This is a genomic window from Lentzea sp. NPDC004782 (assembly GCF_040609115.1).
GTDB lineage: Bacteria > Actinomycetota > Actinomycetes > Mycobacteriales > Pseudonocardiaceae > Lentzea.
The window spans coordinates 1-16,439 of the sequence record NZ_JBEXJN010000006.1; the positions used below are offsets into that span (position 1 = coordinate 1).

Consider the following 16,439-nt stretch of genomic DNA (forward strand, 5'->3'; position numbering starts at 1 on the left):
GGGAAACACCCGGTCCCATTCCGAACCCGGTAGTTAAGCCCTTCTGCGCCGATGGTACTGCACTGGTTACGGTGTGGGAGAGTAGGTCGCCGCCGGACAATCGTTCAGAAGACCCCTGCGGGTCGAGCACCTCGAGTGCTCCCCGCAGGGGTCTTCTGCGTGCCGATTTTCGCTTGCCCGGCCTGGTCTGATGGACCCATGGACGCGGTCGTGCACACAACTCTGGAGTCGTTCGACGCCGCCATCCTCGATCGGCTGACCGCCGATCCGGTGCGGAACACGGTGGCGCTCACCTCACTGGACCGCCTCCGCCGCCTGCCGGGCAGCGACCATCCCCCGACCCTGATCACCTTCCACGACCGCGGTGAGGTGATCGGCTCCTTGATCCGCACACCGCCGTGGCTGTTCCAGGCCGCGGACCTGCCGCCTGAAGCGGCGGAACTGGCCGCGCAGATCGCCCGCGAGGTCGATCCGGACGCCCAGGGCGTGACAGGCCCGCGAGAAAGAGCTGAGGCTCTCGCCACAGCCATGGGCGCCGGCTTCGCCGAGTCGCTGACCACCCGCCAGTACCGCCTCGGCACGCTGGCCCCTCCGACCGCGGCCGGCTCCGGGCGGATGGCGACCGAGGAGGACGTCGAACTGCTCGGTGCCTGGCGCCGGGCGTTCCTCGCGGAAGCCGTGCCCGAGGCCCCGAACGACGGAACGACCGAAGCCATGCGCGGGTCGCTGCGCCTCGGCAACGGCCACGCCCTCTGGGAGGTCGACGGCGCCCCCGTCGCCTGGGCCGTGGCGAGCCTTCCGCAGTTCGGCATGACCCGAGTCGGCCCGGTCTACACCCCGCCCGAGCACCGCAAGCACGGCTACGGTGCCGCCGTCACCGCGATGGTCAGCCAGTGGGCACTCGACCGGGGCGCCACCGACGTCATCCTCTTCGCGGACCTGACCAACCCGACCTCGAACTCGATCTACCGACGAATCGGCTACCGAGCACTCGACGACTGGGCGGAGTTCTGGTGGAAGCACTGACCCACGACGACATCGACGACTTCCTCGCGGTGGCGGGCGGCTTCCTCGACGCCGACCCCGTCAACCACAGCGTCCACTTGACCACAGTGGACTCGGCCCTGCGCGGCCTTCGCGTACCGGCGGCGCTGATCACGTTGTACGACAACGGAACGCTCGTCGGCGTGGCGACTCGCATGCAGGACCGCCCGCTCCACGTGGCCGCCATGCCACCCGCGGCCGCCCCGTTGGTGGCCGAGGCGTTGCGCGGCCAGGACGTCGACGCCGTCACCGGCCCGCTGGACCGAGTCGAAGCCTTCCGCACCCTCTGGCGCACCGGCGGCCACGAGACCTTCCGGCTGAAGCTCTACCACCTGGACGAGCTGACGATCCCCGACGTGCCGGGCAGATCCCGCCTGGCCGCGGAACCGGACGACGACCTCATCACCGAGTGGTGGACCGACTTCGTCGCCGAGCTGGACGGACTGAGCCGCGACGACGCCCGCGACGCGATGCGCGGCAGCCGCACCATGCCCGCGGGCCACCTGATCTGGGAGGTCGACGGTGTACCGGTGTCGTGGGCGGCCGGCACCGACCCGATCGCCGGGGTGTCACGGGTCGGCCCGGTCTACACCCCGCCCGAGCACCGCCGACGGGGCTATGCCGCCGCCGTCACGGCCGCGGTCAGCCAGTGGGCGTACGCGGCCGGTGCCGACCACGTCGTGTTGACCGCCGACTTCGCCAACCCGACCGCGAACTCGGTCTACCGGGGGATCGGGTTCCGGCACGTCTCGGACTGGGTGGAGTACCGCTGGTCCTAGTCGAACAGCGCGGGCGTGAGCGGCCGGTTGCGCACGTGCGACGAGAACACCAGTGAAGTGGTGGTGTCGCCGTACCGCTGCATCACCTCGACGAGCTCCTCGAGCTCCACCATCGACCGGCACACGACACGCAGCAGCCAGCAGTCGTCGCCGGTCACGTGGTCTGCGTCGAGGACCTGCGGCAGCACCAGCACCTGAGTCCGGAACCGGGGCGTGTCCAGGGACCGCACCCGCACGCGCACGATCGACTCGATCGGCAGGCCCAGGCGTGCCGGGGAGACCACCGCGACGAAGCCGGTGATCACGCCCAGCGACTCCAGGCGCCGCACCCGTTCGGTCACGGCCGGCGCGGACAGCGACACCTCGCGGCCCAGCGCGGTGAACGACATCCGGCCGTCCACCTGCAACAGCGACAGGATCTTCCAGTCCACCGCGTCGAGTTCCACCTGGAAATCATAAGCAAACAGCCGCGAACGCCTGGACTTCTGCATGCCGAACAGCCCGTCCGGGCAAGCAGGATCAACGGCATGACCAACGCGTTGCGCTTCCCCGCCGCCGACCCGAAGACCGCGGCGGCCTTCTTCGCCGCCGAGCTCGCCTTCGAAGCCGACCCCGACGACGTCCACCGCGATCTGCAGGCGGGCAACACGAGCGGGTACGTCCTCGTGGAGACGAGAAGCCCCGAGGCGTTCGCGCGGGAACGCATCCCCGGCGCCGTCAACCTGCCCTACCGCGACCTGCCCGAACAGCTCGACCTGGACCCGGACCTGGTCTACATCTGCTACTGCGAGAGCTTCCAGTGCAACGCCGCCACCAAGGGTGCTCTCGCCCTCGCGCAACGCGGCTTCCGGGTGAAGCGGCTGGCCGGAGGTATCACGGCGTGGCGGGAAGCGGGCTATCCGGTCGAGCGGAACCAAGCGGATGTTTCTAAGGTCGCGTGTCATTGTTGAGTGAAGCCGACATAGGCTCAGGTACGTGACCGCACCGCGTTTGCTCGTTCTGCAGCCCTCGCAGTCAGACCCGCTGGCGAAGCTGGGTGACTGGCTGGAGGCCGACGGCGTCGAGCTGCACCTGGTGTCGTTGCGGGACGAGCCCGCACCGGCCGATTTGGACGGCTACCAGGGCGTGATCTGCCTCGGTGGCGAGATGGGCGCGCTGGACGACGTCGAACACCCGTGGCTGGCCGACGTCAGGAGGCTGCTGTCGAGCGCGGTCGCGCAGCGGGTGCCGGTGCTCGCGATCTGCCTCGGCGCGCAGCTGCTGGCCGCGGCCACCGGGGGACAGGTGCGCAGGGGTCCGCAGGGGCCTGAGGTCGGGGTGTTGCTGGTGGCGAAGCGGGACGTCGCCGGCAACGACCCGCTGTTCGCGGATCTGCCGTTCACCCCGGACGTGCTGCAGTTCCACCTCGACGAGGTGCACGTGCTGCCTCCCGGCGCGGAGCACCTGGCGGCGTCGCCGAAGTACCCCAACCAGGCGTTCCGGGTCGGCGCAAGCGCTTACGGCCTGCAGTTCCACATCGAGACGACCCCGGAGATCGTCCTGAACTGGGCCGCCAAGGATCCCGACTCCGCGGCCTGCGCGCGGCCCCACCACTTCGACCAGGACTTCCTCGAAGAAGCGCACCGCGACTTCGAGGAGGTGTGGCAGCCGTTCGTGGGCAGATTCGCCAAGCTGGTGCGGGGAGAACTGCCGCCCGCGGGGTGGCCGGGCACACAACTTCCGTTGGTGTGACGTTACTTTCGTAGGTTATAGGGCATCCTGAGTACCCGGTACCGTCATCATCGAGCACCTTGTTCGATCCAGCCGGAGGATCAGTGTGGATCCCGCTCTTGTAGTGATCATCGTTGTCGTCACTGCTCTCATCTTCGACTTCACCAACGGGTTCCACGACACGGCCAACGCCATGGCCACCTCCATCGCGACCGGTGCGCTCAAGCCCAAGACGGCTGTCGCGCTGTCCGCGGTTCTCAACCTCGTCGGTGCCTTCCTGTCCGTGGAGGTGGCCAAGACCATCTCCGGCGGCATCGTCGACGACGCCAAGATCACGCCCGCGATCATCTTCGGCGGGCTGGTCGGCGCGATCATGTGGAACCTGGTCACCTGGTACGCCGGGTTGCCGTCGAGCTCGTCGCACGCGCTGTTCGGCGGCCTGATCGGCGCCGCGTGGGTCGCGTCCGGTGTGGACGCCATCCACTTCACCAAGGTCCTCGACAAGGTGATCGTGCCCGCGGTGGTGGCGCCGCTGGTCGCCGGTGTCGTCGCGGCCCTCGCCACGGTCGTGGTCTACCGGCTCAAGAAGGCCACGGACCCGCGCGTGTCGCACACCGGGTTCAAGATCGGCCAGGTCGCGTCCGCCTCGCTGGTCTCGCTCGCGCACGGCACCAACGACGCGCAGAAGACCATGGGCATCATCACGCTCGCGCTGATCACGTCCGGCTCGCTCGCGCCCGGTTCGGCGCCGCCCACCTGGGTGATCATCAGCGCCGGTGCGGCGATCGCGCTCGGCACGTACCTCGGCGGCTGGCGCATCACCCACACGCTCGGCCGCGGCCTCACGACCATCGAGCCCGCGCAGGGCTTCGCGGCGCAGACCTCGACGGCCGCGGCGATCCTCGCGTCGTCGCACCTCGGGTTCGCGCTGTCCACCACGCACGTCGCGTCCGGCGGCATCATGGGCTCCGGCCTCGGTCGTGACCGCCACGGCGTGAGGTGGGGAACCATGGGCAAGATGGCCGCCGGCTGGCTGGTCACCCTGCCCGCCGCGGGGATCGTCGGTGCCATCGCGGGCAAGTGGGCGTCCAGCGGCACGGCCGGCGTCATCGGCGTCGCCGTCATCGGCGGTGCGATCGCGGTCGGCATCTGGGTGCTGTCGCGACGCGAACCGGTCAAGCCGGAGCACATCGTCGACGAGGTCGCCGCGCAGGCGGAGCTGCACAAGGTGGCGGCGTGAAAATCGACTTCACCGCACTGCTGACCGTTTTCGGGGCAACGCTGCTGGTCACGCTCCTGGTGGTCACGCTGTTCGTGCTCGGCATCAGGGCGTTGTCGAACAACTCCAAGACCGCCGCGGTGGCGAGCTTCGCCGGGTGCGTGGCGGCCGTCGGCTACGGGCTGTTCCTGATCATCGTTTAGCACCGGTTGCCACTAGGTTGGTGCGTGATGAGCGAATCAGCCCGCGCCGCCTCACCAGCCAGATTCGGACTCACCGAGCCGCGCAGCGAAGAAGTGCTGCGCGGCCTCGATCTGTGGGCTGACCGTCGCCCGGCCGACGGCGCCGAGCCGGTCCTGGCCGCCCTGTCCCGCTCTCCCGATCCCGACCTCGCGTTGCGCGGGCTGGAGCGCCTGCACGGCGTCGCCGACTGGGCTGAGCTCTCGGCCGCGCTGCACAAGGACGTCGTGCTCCGCGGCCGGCTGCTCGCCGTTCTCGGGTCGTCGACCGCGCTGTCGGACTTCCTCGTCGCGAACCCCGAGCGGTGGCGATCGCTGACCGACGAGGTCGACGTGTCGCTGGACCTGCCGGACGGTGCCGTGCTCCGCACCGAGTACCGCGCGAAGCTGCTGCTCGTGGCGGCCAACGACCTGGCGCACGTCGTCGAGCCGACGCTGCCGTACATCCCGTACGACACGGTGGCGGCGCAGCTGTCCGACCTCGCGGTGTCCGCGTTGCGGGCGTCGTTGCGGCTCGCCGCCGAACGCGTCAACGGCGCGGACCGGTGCCGGCTCGCGGTGATCGCGATGGGCAAGTGCGGCGCGAACGAACTGAACTACGTGAGCGACGTCGACGTCGTGTTCGTCGCCGAAGGTGATCTCGGTGCGGCGACGCGGCTGGCCAGCACGATGATGCAGATCGCGGGCCGGTCGTGCTTCGAGGTCGACGCGGCGTTGCGGCCGGAGGGCAAGGCGGGCGCGCTGGTCCGCACGCTCGACGGGCACGCCTCCTACTACCAGAAGTGGGCGCGGACCTGGGAGTTCCAGGCGCTGCTGAAGGCGCGGCCGGTCGCGGGCGACGCCGAGCTCGGCCAGGCGTACCTGGACGTGGTGCGGCCGTACGTGTGGACGGCGGCCGAGCGCGAGAACTTCGTCGAGGACGTGCAGGCGATGCGCCGCCGCGTCGAGGACCACGTGCCGTCCGGGCTCGCCGACCGCGAGCTGAAGCTGGGCCGCGGGGGTCTGCGCGACGTGGAGTTCGCGGTGCAGCTGCTGCAGCTCGTGCACGGCAGGTCCGACGAGGACCTGCGGATTCAGGCGACGACCGCCGCGTTGGCCGCACTGGGCAAGGGCGGGTACATCGGACGCAACGACGCGGCGGACTTCGGGCGCTCGTACCGGTTCCTGCGCACGTTGGAGCACCGGCTGCAGCTGCAGCGTTTACTGCGCACGCATCTCTTCCCGGCGGACGACGACGTCACGGCGCTGCGCTGGCTCGCGCGTTCGATCGGGCTGCACGCGGACGGCCGGAAGTCGGAGGGGCAGGTGCTGCTCGCGGAGTTCCGCCGGCACGCCAACCAGGTCCGGCGGCTGCACGAGAAGCTGTTCTACCGACCGCTGCTGCAGTCCGTGGCGGGCGTGCCGACCGAGGCGCTGCGGCTGACCACCAAGGAGGCCGTGGCCCGGTTGGCGGCGTTGGGCTACACGTCGCCTGACGGGGCGTTGCGGCACATCCAGGCGTTGACGCACGGCGTTTCGCGGCGGGCTCGCATCCAGGGTGCTTTGCTGCCGGTGCTGCTCGACCTGTTCGCCGGCACACCGGATCCGGACGGCGGGCTGCTCGCCTACCGGAAGGTGTCCGAGGCGCTCGCGGAAACGCCCTGGTACCTGCGGCTGCTGCGGGACGAGGGCGCGGTCGTCGAACGGCTCGCGGTGCTGCTGGGCACGTCGCGTTTCGTGCCCGACCTGCTGGTGCGGGCGCCGGAGGTGTTGCGCCTGCTCGCGGACACCGACGCGCTGGTCGGCCGCGATCCGCACGCGATCGGGAACCCGTTGCGCAGCGCGGTTTCCCGCTACGACGACCTGCCGCGCGCCGTCGCGGCCGCGCGGTCGTTGCGGCGTCACGAGATGCTGCGCGTCGCCGCCGCGGACCTGTTGGGGTTCATGTCGGTGGACACGGTCTGCGTGTCGCTGTCCGAGGTGTGGGCCGCGGTGCTGCAGAGCGCGCTCGACGCGGCCCTGCGCGCGGCCGGGCAGCCCGTCGCCGCGCTGGCCGTGATCGGTATGGGCCGGCTCGGCGGCCACGAACTCGGCTACGGATCGGACGCGGACGTGATGTTCGTCTGCCGGCCGTTCGACGGCGTGTCCGACGCCGAGGCGGCGAAGTGGGCGAGCGGTGTCGTCGAGAACATCCGGCGGCTGCTCGGCGCGCCGTCGCAGGACCCGCCGCTGCAGGTCGACGCGGACCTGCGACCGGAGGGCAGGCAGGGGCCGCTGGCGCGGACCTTGGACTCCTACCGCGCGTACTACCGGCAGTGGGCGGAGATCTGGGAGAAGCAGGCGCTGCTGCGGGCCCGGTTCATCGCGGGCGATGCGGCGCTGGGGGCCGAGTTCGAGGCGCTGATCGAGCCGCTGCGGTATCCGGCCGACGGGCTCGACGCGGCGTCCGTGCGGGAGATCAGGCGGATCAAGGCGCGCGTCGACGCGGAACGCTTGCCGCGCGGTGCCGACCCGAGCACGCACACCAAGCTCGGCCGCGGTGGGCTCGCGGACGTCGAGTGGACCGTGCAGTTGTTGCAGCTGCAGCACTCCGGCGCGGTGCCCGGGTTGCGCACACCGTCCACAATGGCCGCGATGTCCGCTGCGGTCTCCGCGGGACTGCTGGCCGAGGAGGACGCCAACGCGCTGACCGCCGCGTGGAACCTCGCGACACGCGCCCGCAACGCCGTGACGTTGGTGCGGGGCAAGGCCTCCGACCAGCTGCCGACGTCCGGGCGCGACCTCGTGGCGGTCGCTTCCGTGATGGGGTATCCGCCCGGTGGTGATCCTGGAGTGTTCCTGGAGGAATATCGCCGCACGACCCGCCGTGCACGTGCAGTGGCCGAACGAGTCTTCTACGGTGAGGAACTGTGAAAGCGATCGCGTTTACCCAGTTCGGCGACGCCGACGTCATGTCGTGGCAGGAGCTGCCCGATCCGCTGCTGGGGCCTGACCAGGTCCTGGTGGAGGTGCGGGCGGCCGGCGTGAACCCGGTGGACTTCAAGATCAGAGCCGGGTACCTGCAGGGTCTGCTGCCGCACCACCTGCCGTTGATCCCCGGCTGGGACGTCGCGGGCGTCGTGCGCGCGGTCGGCATCGGCGTGCAGGACTGGAAGCCGGGCGACGAGGTGCTCGCCTACGCGCGCAAGGACCACGTCCAGTTCGGCACCTGCGCAGAGCTGGTCGCGCTGCCGGACCGGATGATCGCCCGCAAACCGTCCACCGTGGACTTCGTGACAGCCGCCGCACTGCCGCTGGCCGGGCTGACCGCGTTGCAGTCGCTGAAGGCCGTGGGCACCGGACCGGGTGACGTCGTGCTGGTGCACGCGGCCGCGGGCGGGGTCGGCCACCTCCAGGTGCAGATCGCGCGTGAGCTGGGTGCCGCACGGGTGCTCGGGACGGCGTCGCCGCGCAACCACGACTTCGTCCGGTCGCTGGGCGCCGAACCGGTGGCCTACGGCGACGCGCTGGTCGACACCGTCGCGGAGCTGATCGGCGGGGACGGCAAGGTCGACGTGGTCACCGACAACGTCGGCGGGCTCGCGTTCGACCAGTCGTTGCAGCTGGTGCGGGACCGGGCGCGAATGACGTCCATTGTGGACGGGCCGCGTGCGCTGGAGCACGGAGTGATCAACACCTGGGCGCGGCCGAACGCCGAGCAGACGCAGTGGCTGGTGGACCTGGTGGCCGCCGGTTCGTTGCGCGTCGAGGTGCAGCAGACGTTCCCGTTGGCGGAGGCGGTGAAAGCGCACAAGCTGCTCGAAGGTGGGCACGTGCGCGGAAAAGTTGTACTGACGGTCTGAAATCTTCAGGTATTTCTTCAGGTTTGGGGGCACTCCGGACGGGGTGCCCCCACTTCTGGGCTGCTCAGTCCTCGTCCGCGTCGGGGTCGACAGCAGGAGCGCTGGTGTAGACCTCGACCACCCACTCCTCCTCCAACGACTCGGCGTCGTCGGCGTCGGGAACGAGGCGGTTGTAGGCGCGAACACCGAGGTCGAGCACGTCAGCGGCCTGAACCGCTTCGAGCGCCTCGGCTGCCGAGCCGACGATGTGGGTGGTGAGCAGCTGCGGAGCCGTGAATTCGGCGACATCTTGAGACACGCGCGGACCCTAGCGCATTGACGTTTCACCCGTTCGATATGAGACTAGGCCCCGCTCGAGGGGGAGCTGTGTTTTGTCACGGGGGTCGAACAGAGGAAGTCATGCAGCATCGTCGGGTCACGCGCCGAGGGAAGACCGTGATCGCCATTGCGGGCGTGGCTGCCGGTGTGCTCGCGTTACTGGGTGTGATCCAGTTTGCACTGAGCGGTGACAACTCCGCCGCACAGCCCAACACCACGTCCGCCACGACTACGTCGAACAGCGCCCAAACCCCTGACGGCGCACTGGAAACCACCGAGCCGTCCGCCGAGGTCAAGGTCGCGACGGGCTCCTTCAAGCAGCAGCGCGGCATGCTCACCGTCGAGGTGACCCGCGTGGAAGCCGCGAACGGCCGCGTGAAGCTCTTCGTGACGGCCACGAACGCCTCCCAGGCCAGGATGACCCTCCCCGTCGACGGCATCGCGGTCCTGGACGACCTGAAGCGCACCTACGCGGCGTCGAGCAGCAAGTGGGACGGCCTCGTCACCCAGGGCACCACCGCGTCGGGCATCGTGATCCTCGACCAGAAGCTCGGCGCGGGTGTGAGCTCGCTCACCCTGACGTTCAACTCGATCTCCGGTCAGTTCGCGCCCACCGGTGCCGCGATCACCGTGACGGGCATCCCGGTCCCGAAGTGATTTCGTTCCCGCGGATGGGTACGCCTCGTGCATGACTCAACGCGGAAGTGATCAGCACGGCCCCGCCCGCGACGACCAGCTGAAGCGCGAACTCGCCAACGAGCTGCGCGCGGGAGGCCCGACGCGCGCCCAGTCTTGGCGCGAGCCGGAGATGCCGGAACCCGACGAAAACCTTGAGCCGGACGACCGTTAGTCGCCTTGCCGGGCAGTGAGGTGGATGAAGGGCGCCTTCATCCACACCAGGTGGAGGAAGGCGCCCTTCATCCACCTGGCGAACACGGCCTCCGGGCTCCTTGGCTGCGTACCGTGCTCATGTGAAGTTCCTCTTCTTCTGGGGCCACCAGCCCGAACGCGACGGCAGCATCGGCAGGGGCTGCCTGTCGCAGTGGTGGCCGTGCTCGTTCGTCGTGGACGGCGCGACGTTCGCTTCCGCCGAGCACTACATGATGTGGCGCAAGGCTTTGCTGTTCGACGACGACGCAGTCGCCGCCCGCGTGCTCGCCGCGGCCTCACCGGGCGAGGCGAAGGCGCTGGGCCGCCAGGTGTCGGGGTTTTCGGAGTCCGCCTGGGTTTCCGCGCGCCTGGAGATCGTGGTGGCCGGCAACCTGGCGAAGTTCGGCCAGGACCCGGCGCTTCGCTCCTACCTGCTGGGCACGGGTTCCCGTGCGCTACCGACCCGTCGTCGTGGCGGGGCCTGAACCTGCTCGGCGAGGCCCTGATGGAGGTTCGTTCCCGGCTGTCCGCAGCGTGAGGTAGGTCGTGAGCGCCGCCAACGTGATCCCGCACGGGATGAGTCCTTTTCGGATGATCCCGGGGATGTCGTCGAGCGGCACCCACTCGACCTTCGCCGCCTCGGCGGGATCCGGCTCACCGGTCCTGACCGGGTCGGCGCCGACGAAGATGTGCGTCGTGTGAGAACTGATGCCGGTCAACGGGTTGATGGTGACCAGCGGCTCGATGCTCACCTTGTAACCGGTTTCTTCCTCGGTCTCGCGGATCGCCGCGGCCTCCACCGTCTCGTTCGCCTCGCAACGACCGGCCGGGATCTCCCAGCCCCACGCGCCGGTGGTGAAGCGGTGACGCCACATCAGCAGCACGCGGTCCTGGTCGACGACCACCACACCCGTCGAAGGGTGGGGAAGCCTGACGACGTGGTGCTCGAACCGTTCGCCGTCGGGGATCTCCACGTCGTCGAGGTCGACGCTCAGCCACGCCGACTCGTAGATGCGGCGGGTGCCGTGCACTGTCCACTGTGTCACGGCGCTAGCTCTACCACGTGACCGTGTGAACCCCGCGGCCGCGCCACACGTGTACCTGGCGTGTTCAGCTACTCAGGGCCGGCCCTGCTCGTCTACGCGGACGGGAACAGGGCTGAGCTGGATCGGGTGGACCTGATCGAGACGGTGACCGACGGCATCTGGCAGTTGTCCGGTGCCGGCACGGCCGCGGAGGAACTGGACGGCGGTGAAGCCCTGCTCAGGCTGCCGACCGGCGGTGAGGCCGCGGTCGTGGTCACCAACGTCCGGGTTCACCCTGGCGCGAAGGGTCTGTCGACGAGCGTGACGCTGCTCGGAAGCCAGACAGGCCGAGGGCCGGGCGACTAGGTCACCCGGCCCTCGGCGGTCAAGCGTCGATCACACGTCGTAGTAGAGCGCGAACTCGTAGGGGTTCGGGCGCAGACGCAGCGGGTCGATCTCCTGCTCGCGCTTGAACGAGATCCAGGTGTCGATCACGTCCGGCGTGAACACGCCGCCCTCGAGCAGGAACTCGTGGTCGGCCTCCAGGTTGTCGAGCACCGCGTCGAGCGTGGCCGGGACCTGCTTGACGTCGCGGGCCTCCTCGGGCGGGAGCTCGTAGAGGTCCTTGTCGATCGGGGCCGGCGGCTCGATCTTGTTCTTCACGCCGTCGAGGCCCGCCATGACCATCGCCGAGAAGGCGAGGTACGGGTTGCCGGACGAGTCGGGGCAGCGGAACTCGATGCGCTTGGCCTTCGGGTTGTTGCCCGTGATCGGGATGCGGACGCACGCCGAGCGGTTGCGCTGGGAGTAGACCAGGCTGACCGGGGCCTCGTAGCCGGGGACCAGGCGGTGGTAGGAGTTCACCGTCGGGTTGGTGAAGGCCAGCAGCGACGGGGCGTGGTGCAGGATGCCGCCGATGTAGTGGCGGGCGGTGTCGGACAGGCCCGCGTAGCCGCTCTCGTCGTGGAACAGCGGCGCGCCGTCCTTCCACAGCGACTGGTGGGTGTGCATGCCCGAGCCGTTGTCACCGAAGAGGGGCTTCGGCATGAACGTGACGGTCTTGCCGGCCTGCCACGCCGTGTTCTTGATGATGTACTTGAACAGCATCAGGTCGTCGGCGGCGTGCAGCAGCGTGTTGAAGCGGTAGTTGATCTCCGCCTGACCCGCGGTGCCGACCTCGTGGTGGGCGCGCTCGACGGCGAAGCCGTTCGACTCGAGGTTCAGGACCATCTTGTCGCGCAGGTCCGCGTAGTGGTCGGTCGGCGTGACGGGGAAGTAGCCGCCCTTGTACTTCACCTTGTAGCCGCGGTTGCCGCCCTCTTCCTCGCGGCCGGTGTTCCACCAGCCCGAGATCGAGTCGATCTCGTGGAAGGACGCGTTCGCGGTGGTGTCGAACCGGATCGAGTCGAAGATGTAGAACTCGGCCTCGGCACCGAAGTACGCGGTGTCGGCGATGCCCGAGTCGGTGATGTACTGCTCGGCCTTGCGCGCGATGTTGCGCGGGTCGCGGCTGTACGCCTCACGCGTGAACGGGTCGTGCACGAAGAAGTTGACGATCAGCGTCTTCTCGATGCGGAACGGGTCCAGGCGCGCGGTGTACAGGTCGGGCAGCAGCAGCATGTCCGACTCGTGGATGGACTGGAAGCCGCGCACGGAGGAGCCGTCGAAGGCGAGACCCTCTTCGATCGCGTCGGCATCGAACGCCTTGGCGGGCAGAGTGAAGTGCTGCATCACGCCGGGCAGGTCGCTGAACCGCACGTCGACGAACTTGACGCCCTCGTCGGAGATGAACTTCAGCACCTCGTCGGAATTTTTGAACACCCTCGTCGACTCCTTGACTATGGACAACGGCTGGTCATCGCGAGCGACCGTATGTCGGCGGTGTTGCCCGTCCGTCACTCTGATGTTTCGCCAGTGTTAACGGGGCCGTCTGAGGGGGCAAGACGACCTGCCGATCCTCACCCGATGTTCACAGGCTTACTCTGGTGGGGTGAGCAGGTGGACCGGTTCGTGGCTGTCGGGACCGCGCTCGGTGCTGGAACCGGGTGACGAGTCGAACGACGGCAAGCAGCAGCGCTGGCGTGGTGAGCGCCACGGCTTCCCGGAGAAGGGGCCGGGCTCCATCGCCTCGATCGGGCGGCGCACGCTCGCCATCCTCGTCGACTTCCTGCTGGCGGCCGGCGTCGCCGGGCTGTTCACCCGGCCGGAACTGCCGCGCAACTGGAGCCTGCTGGCCTGGTTCGTCATCACCGTGGTCGCGGTGGCGTTCTTCGGGTTCACGCCGGGGCACGCGCTGTTCGGGCTGCGGGTCGCGCGCATCGACGGCAAGGCGTTCGTGCACCTGCCCCGCGCGCTGCTGCGCACCATCCTCATCTTCCCGCTGATTCCGGCGCTGGTCTGGGACGCGGACGGCCGGTGCCTGCACGACAAGGCGGCGGGCACCGTCGTCATCAAGGTCCGCTAGCTCCTCCAAGCAACGCGAAAAGGCCCGCCGCACGAGCTGTGCGACGGGCCTTTTCGCTGGTCAGGACTGGTTCAGCGGCGTCGCAGCGTGCGCTGGACGTTGCGCATCTTGGCGCCCTGCGGCATCGGGCCCTTGGGCAGTGCGGCGCCACGGCTCGACAGCGCGGCGAGGCGGGTCTCCAGCGCGTCGACCTGGGCGGTCGTGATGTTGCGCGGCAGCTTCATCAGCGTGGACTGCAGCTTCTTCAGCGGGACCTGGCCCTCGGCGGAGCCGATGATGAAGTCGTAGATCGGGGTATCGCCGACGACGCGGGAGATGCGCTTCTTCTCCTGCGCGAGCAGCGGCTTGACGCGCTGCGGCGCGCCCTCGGCGACCAGGACGACGCCCGGCCGGCCCAGCACGCGGTGCACGGCGTCGAGCTGCGTGGTGCCCGCGACGGCGGGCGTGACGCGCCAGCGGCCGCGCAGGTTCTCCAGCGCCCAGGCGCCGGCACCGGGCTGGCCGTCGGCCTTGCGGAAGACGTTGCTCTGCACGCGGCGACCGAAGATGATCACGGCCAGCAGTGCGCCGATCGCGACGCCCAGCGGCACGAACATCCAGACCGCGTTCAGGACCAGGCCCAGGACCACGGCGATCGCGGTGACGCCGAGCAGCGCCGCCAGCATCAGCGGAACGAGCGCCTTGTCCTCGCGGCGTTGCATCTTGAACGCCTCGAAGATCTGCTTGCGCCGTTCGCGTGAAGCCGCGCGACGAGCTTTCGCCGCTTCCTTGGCCGCCGCCTTGTCCTGCTTACCTGCCATATGGACAGGATACGGCGCGCTGGTCTCCGTGTTGCATCGGCCATCTGCGAGACTGCCGGGCATGGAGGCGTTGCTGGAGGGTCTTGATCCGGAACAGCGCGCAGCGGTGGAAGCGCCGCGCGGCCCGGTGTGCGTGCTCGCCGGCGCCGGCACCGGCAAGACCCGCACGATCACCCACCGCATCGCCTACCTGTGCCAACGCGGCCACGTCGCTCCGTCGCAGGTTCTCGCCGTCACGTTCACCAAGCGTGCCGCGGGGGAGATGCGCACCCGTCTGCGTTCTCTGGACGTGCACGGCGCACAGGCCGTGACGTTCCACGCTGCCGCGTCCCGCCAGCTGCGCTACTTCTGGCCACGGGTCATCGGTGGCCCGCGGTGGGAGCTGATCGACCAGAAGATCCGCGTCGTGGGCCGTGCCGCGTCCCGGCTGGGGCTGCCGACGGAGGCCGACGCGCTGCGCGACCTCACCGGCGAGATCGAGTGGGCGAAGTCGTCGCTGCTGACACCGGACGCGTACCCGGCCGCCGCCTCGCGCGCCGCACGCGACATCCCCGCGCCCGCCGAGCAGATCATGAAGCTCTACGCGATGTACGAGCAGCTCAAGAACGAGGCGCAGCTGCTCGACTTCGACGACCTGCTGCTGCACACCGCCGCCGCGCTCGAGGACAACCTGGAGGTCGCGCAGGAGTTCCGCGACCGCTACCGCTGCTTCGTCGTCGACGAGTACCAGGACGTGACGCCGCTGCAGCAGCGCGTGCTCGACGCGTGGCTCGGCGACCGCGACGACCTGACCGTGGTCGGCGACGCGAACCAGACCATCTACTCCTTCGCCGGTGCCTCGCCGCAGCCGCTGCTCAACTTCGGGCGGCGGTTCCCCGAGGCCGTCGTCGTGCGGCTGGAGCGCGACTACCGGTCGACGCCTCAGGTCGTGGCGCTGGCGAACGACGTGATCAAGTGGGCGCGCGGCCGTCCCGCCGGTTCGCGGCTCAAGCTGATCGGGCAGCGGCCGGACGGGCCGCCGCCGCGGTTCCACGAGTTCGACGACGAGCCGGCCGAGGCCGACTCGGTCGCGCGGCGCATCAAGACGTTGCTCGACGAGGGGGTCGCGGCCTCCGAGATCGCGATCCTCTACCGCGTCAACGCGCAGTCCGAGGTGTACGAGCAGGCGCTCGCGTCGCACGGCATCCCGTACCTCGTGCGCGGCGGCGAGCGGTTCTTCGAGCGCGCCGAGGTCCGCCAGGCGATGATCGCGTTGCGCGCGGCGGGTGATCTCGACGGCAGCCTGCCCGAGGTCGTCCGCTCGGTGCTGGCGCGCGTCGGGCTGACCGACGAGCCGCCGACCGGCGGCTCCGCGCGCGAACGCTGGGAGTCGCTGCTCGCGCTCGTCGAGCTCGCCGAGGAGTTCGTCGCGGCCGTGCCCGGTGCCGACCTGCCGCGGTTCTGCGCGGAACTCGACGTGCGGGCCGAGGCGCAGCACCCGCCGACCGTCGAGGGCGTGACGCTCGCGTCGCTGCACGCGTCGAAGGGCCTGGAGTGGGATGCCGTGTTCCTCGTCGGGCTGGTCGAGGGCACGATGCCGATCCAGTACGCCGACGGCGACGAGGCCAAGATCGAAGAAGAACGCCGCCTTCTCTATGTAGGAGTCACGCGCGCGCGTGAACACCTCTGGCTCTCGTGGGCGTTGTCGCGCGCCGCCGGTGGACGCAAGTACCGCCGCCGGTCCCGGTTCCTCTACAGCCTCGTACCCGAGAACCACCCGGCCGCCCGAGTATCTGGCGGTGCGCAGCGGCCTCCCTTGATGAAGAAGGAGAAGCCGACCTGCCGGGTGTGCGCCGCGACGCTGGTCGAGGCGCAGGCCGTCAAGCTGGGACGCTGCAAGTCCTGCCCGTCCGATGTGGACGAAGAACTGCTCGAGTCGCTCCGTCAGTGGCGTGCGGCGCGGGCGCGGGAGCTGAAGGTGCCCGCGTACGTCGTCTTCACCGACGCGACGCTGATGGCGATCGCGGAGCAGCGACCCACGGATTCGGCCGGACTCGTGGCGATCTCGGGCATCGGCGCCTCGAAGCTTGATAAGTTCGGCGACGACGTGTTGGGCCTGGTCCGGGCCGGTGTCGGGTACTCCGCCACCTGATCGGGACAAGTTTCGTTAA

Annotated in this window: 19 protein-coding genes and 1 rRNA gene; 15 read left to right on the top strand and 5 right to left on the bottom strand. The window is 69.5% G+C overall.

Going from position 1 to position 16,439, the window contains the following annotated elements; genetic code table 11:
* The 3 genes from rrf to ABZV40_RS07405 all read left to right on the top strand — a co-directional run.
* Positions 1-98, top strand: a 5S ribosomal RNA gene (gene rrf, locus ABZV40_RS07395); the annotation flags it as partial.
* Between the two features lie 100 nt (positions 99-198).
* Positions 199-1,026, top strand: coding sequence for a GNAT family N-acetyltransferase (locus tag ABZV40_RS07400; RefSeq protein WP_355437149.1), 828 nt, complete (start codon positions 199-201; stop codon positions 1,024-1,026).
* A complete protein-coding gene (locus tag ABZV40_RS07405) occupies positions 1,014-1,823 on the top strand; it encodes a GNAT family N-acetyltransferase (protein ID WP_355437151.1) in 810 nt (269 codons plus the stop codon). Before ABZV40_RS07400 ends, ABZV40_RS07405 begins: the two co-directional genes overlap by 13 nt.
* On the opposite strand, the gene ABZV40_RS07410 is transcribed toward ABZV40_RS07405, so the two are convergent.
* Entirely contained in the window at positions 1,820-2,269 is a 450-nt protein-coding gene (locus ABZV40_RS07410; RefSeq protein WP_355437153.1) for an Lrp/AsnC family transcriptional regulator, read from the bottom strand. The two genes, ABZV40_RS07405 and ABZV40_RS07410, sit on opposite strands and share 4 nt — an antisense overlap.
* 81 nt (positions 2,270-2,350) lie before the next feature.
* Here ABZV40_RS07410 and ABZV40_RS07415 point away from each other — a divergent pair, with 81 nt between their 5' ends.
* The 6 genes from ABZV40_RS07415 to ABZV40_RS07440 all read left to right on the top strand — a co-directional run bounded on the left by ABZV40_RS07415 (position 2,351) and on the right by ABZV40_RS07440 (position 8,812).
* Positions 2,351-2,773, top strand: a complete 423-nt coding sequence (locus ABZV40_RS07415; protein ID WP_355437155.1) for a rhodanese-like domain-containing protein — start codon at positions 2,351-2,353, stop codon at positions 2,771-2,773.
* A gap of 25 nt (positions 2,774-2,798) precedes the next feature.
* Complete coding sequence (locus ABZV40_RS07420; protein ID WP_355437157.1) at positions 2,799-3,554, top strand: type 1 glutamine amidotransferase; 756 nt, start codon at positions 2,799-2,801, stop codon at positions 3,552-3,554.
* Positions 3,555-3,639: 85 nt separating this feature from the next.
* Positions 3,640-4,773, top strand: coding sequence for an inorganic phosphate transporter (locus ABZV40_RS07425; protein WP_355437158.1), 1,134 nt, complete (start codon positions 3,640-3,642; stop codon positions 4,771-4,773).
* A complete protein-coding gene (locus tag ABZV40_RS07430; protein ID WP_355437160.1) occupies positions 4,770-4,955 on the top strand; it encodes a hypothetical protein in 186 nt (61 codons plus the stop codon). Before ABZV40_RS07425 ends, ABZV40_RS07430 begins: the two co-directional genes overlap by 4 nt.
* A 27-nt stretch (positions 4,956-4,982) precedes the next feature.
* Complete coding sequence (locus ABZV40_RS07435; RefSeq protein ID WP_355437162.1) at positions 4,983-7,883, top strand: bifunctional [glutamine synthetase] adenylyltransferase/[glutamine synthetase]-adenylyl-L-tyrosine phosphorylase; 2,901 nt, start codon at positions 4,983-4,985, stop codon at positions 7,881-7,883.
* A complete protein-coding gene (locus ABZV40_RS07440) occupies positions 7,880-8,812 on the top strand; it encodes an NADP-dependent oxidoreductase (RefSeq protein ID WP_355437163.1) in 933 nt (310 codons plus the stop codon). Before ABZV40_RS07435 ends, ABZV40_RS07440 begins: the two co-directional genes overlap by 4 nt.
* A 64-nt stretch (positions 8,813-8,876) precedes the next feature.
* Here ABZV40_RS07440 and ABZV40_RS07445 read toward each other — a convergent pair whose 3' ends face one another.
* Entirely contained in the window at positions 8,877-9,110 is a 234-nt protein-coding gene (locus tag ABZV40_RS07445) for a hypothetical protein (RefSeq protein WP_355437165.1), read from the bottom strand.
* 137 nt (positions 9,111-9,247) lie between these two features.
* Here ABZV40_RS07445 and ABZV40_RS07450 point away from each other — a divergent pair, with 137 nt between their 5' ends.
* The 3 genes from ABZV40_RS07450 (at position 9,248) to ABZV40_RS07460 (ending at position 10,485) form a co-directional block, all read left to right on the top strand.
* Complete coding sequence (locus ABZV40_RS07450; RefSeq protein ID WP_355437167.1) at positions 9,248-9,787, top strand: hypothetical protein; 540 nt, start codon at positions 9,248-9,250, stop codon at positions 9,785-9,787.
* A 31-nt stretch (positions 9,788-9,818) separates the two neighbouring features.
* Positions 9,819-9,980 (top strand): hypothetical protein, encoded by a 162-nt coding sequence (locus ABZV40_RS07455; protein WP_355437168.1) that lies wholly within the window; start codon positions 9,819-9,821, stop codon positions 9,978-9,980.
* Positions 9,981-10,101: 121 nt separating this feature from the next.
* Positions 10,102-10,485, top strand: coding sequence for an NADAR family protein (locus tag ABZV40_RS07460; protein WP_355437170.1), 384 nt, complete (start codon positions 10,102-10,104; stop codon positions 10,483-10,485).
* Here ABZV40_RS07460 and ABZV40_RS07465 read toward each other — a convergent pair.
* A complete protein-coding gene (locus ABZV40_RS07465) occupies positions 10,456-11,046 on the bottom strand; it encodes an NUDIX hydrolase (protein ID WP_355437171.1) in 591 nt (196 codons plus the stop codon). The genes ABZV40_RS07460 and ABZV40_RS07465 overlap by 30 nt on opposite strands.
* A 60-nt stretch (positions 11,047-11,106) precedes the next feature.
* Between ABZV40_RS07465 and ABZV40_RS07470 the strand changes: the two genes are divergently transcribed.
* The gene (locus ABZV40_RS07470; RefSeq protein WP_355437173.1) at positions 11,107-11,391 is read left to right on the top strand and encodes a hypothetical protein; all 285 of its coding nucleotides are present in this window, start codon (positions 11,107-11,109) and stop codon (positions 11,389-11,391) included.
* 30 nt (positions 11,392-11,421) lie between these two features.
* Here ABZV40_RS07470 and glnA read toward each other — a convergent pair whose 3' ends face one another.
* Positions 11,422-12,846, bottom strand: coding sequence for a type I glutamate--ammonia ligase (glnA, locus tag ABZV40_RS07475; protein WP_355437175.1), 1,425 nt, complete (start codon positions 12,844-12,846; stop codon positions 11,422-11,424).
* Positions 12,847-13,015: 169 nt separating this feature from the next.
* Here glnA and ABZV40_RS07480 point away from each other — a divergent pair, with 169 nt between their 5' ends.
* Positions 13,016-13,489 (top strand): RDD family protein, encoded by a 474-nt coding sequence (locus ABZV40_RS07480; RefSeq protein WP_355437177.1) that lies wholly within the window; start codon positions 13,016-13,018, stop codon positions 13,487-13,489.
* A gap of 71 nt (positions 13,490-13,560) precedes the next feature.
* On the opposite strand, the gene ABZV40_RS07485 is transcribed toward ABZV40_RS07480, so the two are convergent.
* On the bottom strand, positions 13,561-14,289 hold the full coding sequence (locus ABZV40_RS07485) for a DUF4191 domain-containing protein (protein ID WP_355437179.1): 729 nt from the start codon (positions 14,287-14,289) through the stop codon (positions 13,561-13,563).
* Positions 14,290-14,350: 61 nt separating this feature from the next.
* Here ABZV40_RS07485 and ABZV40_RS07490 point away from each other — a divergent pair, with 61 nt between their 5' ends.
* The gene (locus ABZV40_RS07490) at positions 14,351-16,420 is read left to right on the top strand and encodes an ATP-dependent DNA helicase UvrD2 (protein ID WP_355437181.1); all 2,070 of its coding nucleotides are present in this window, start codon (positions 14,351-14,353) and stop codon (positions 16,418-16,420) included.
* Positions 16,421-16,439 lie beyond the last annotated feature (19 nt).

Coding starts and splice junctions, on each gene's coding strand:
- ABZV40_RS07490 (WP_355437181.1), top strand. CDS start 14,351: ATGGAGGCGTTGCTGGAGGGTCTTGATCCGGAACAGCGCGCAGCGGTG.
- ABZV40_RS07415 (WP_355437155.1), top strand. CDS start 2,351: ATGACCAACGCGTTGCGCTTCCCCGCCGCCGACCCGAAGACCGCGGCG.
- ABZV40_RS07435 (WP_355437162.1), top strand. CDS start 4,983: ATGAGCGAATCAGCCCGCGCCGCCTCACCAGCCAGATTCGGACTCACC.
- ABZV40_RS07485 (WP_355437179.1), bottom strand. CDS start 14,289: ATGGCAGGTAAGCAGGACAAGGCGGCGGCCAAGGAAGCGGCGAAAGCT.
- ABZV40_RS07455 (WP_355437168.1), top strand. CDS start 9,819: ATGACTCAACGCGGAAGTGATCAGCACGGCCCCGCCCGCGACGACCAG.
- ABZV40_RS07400 (WP_355437149.1), top strand. CDS start 199: ATGGACGCGGTCGTGCACACAACTCTGGAGTCGTTCGACGCCGCCATC.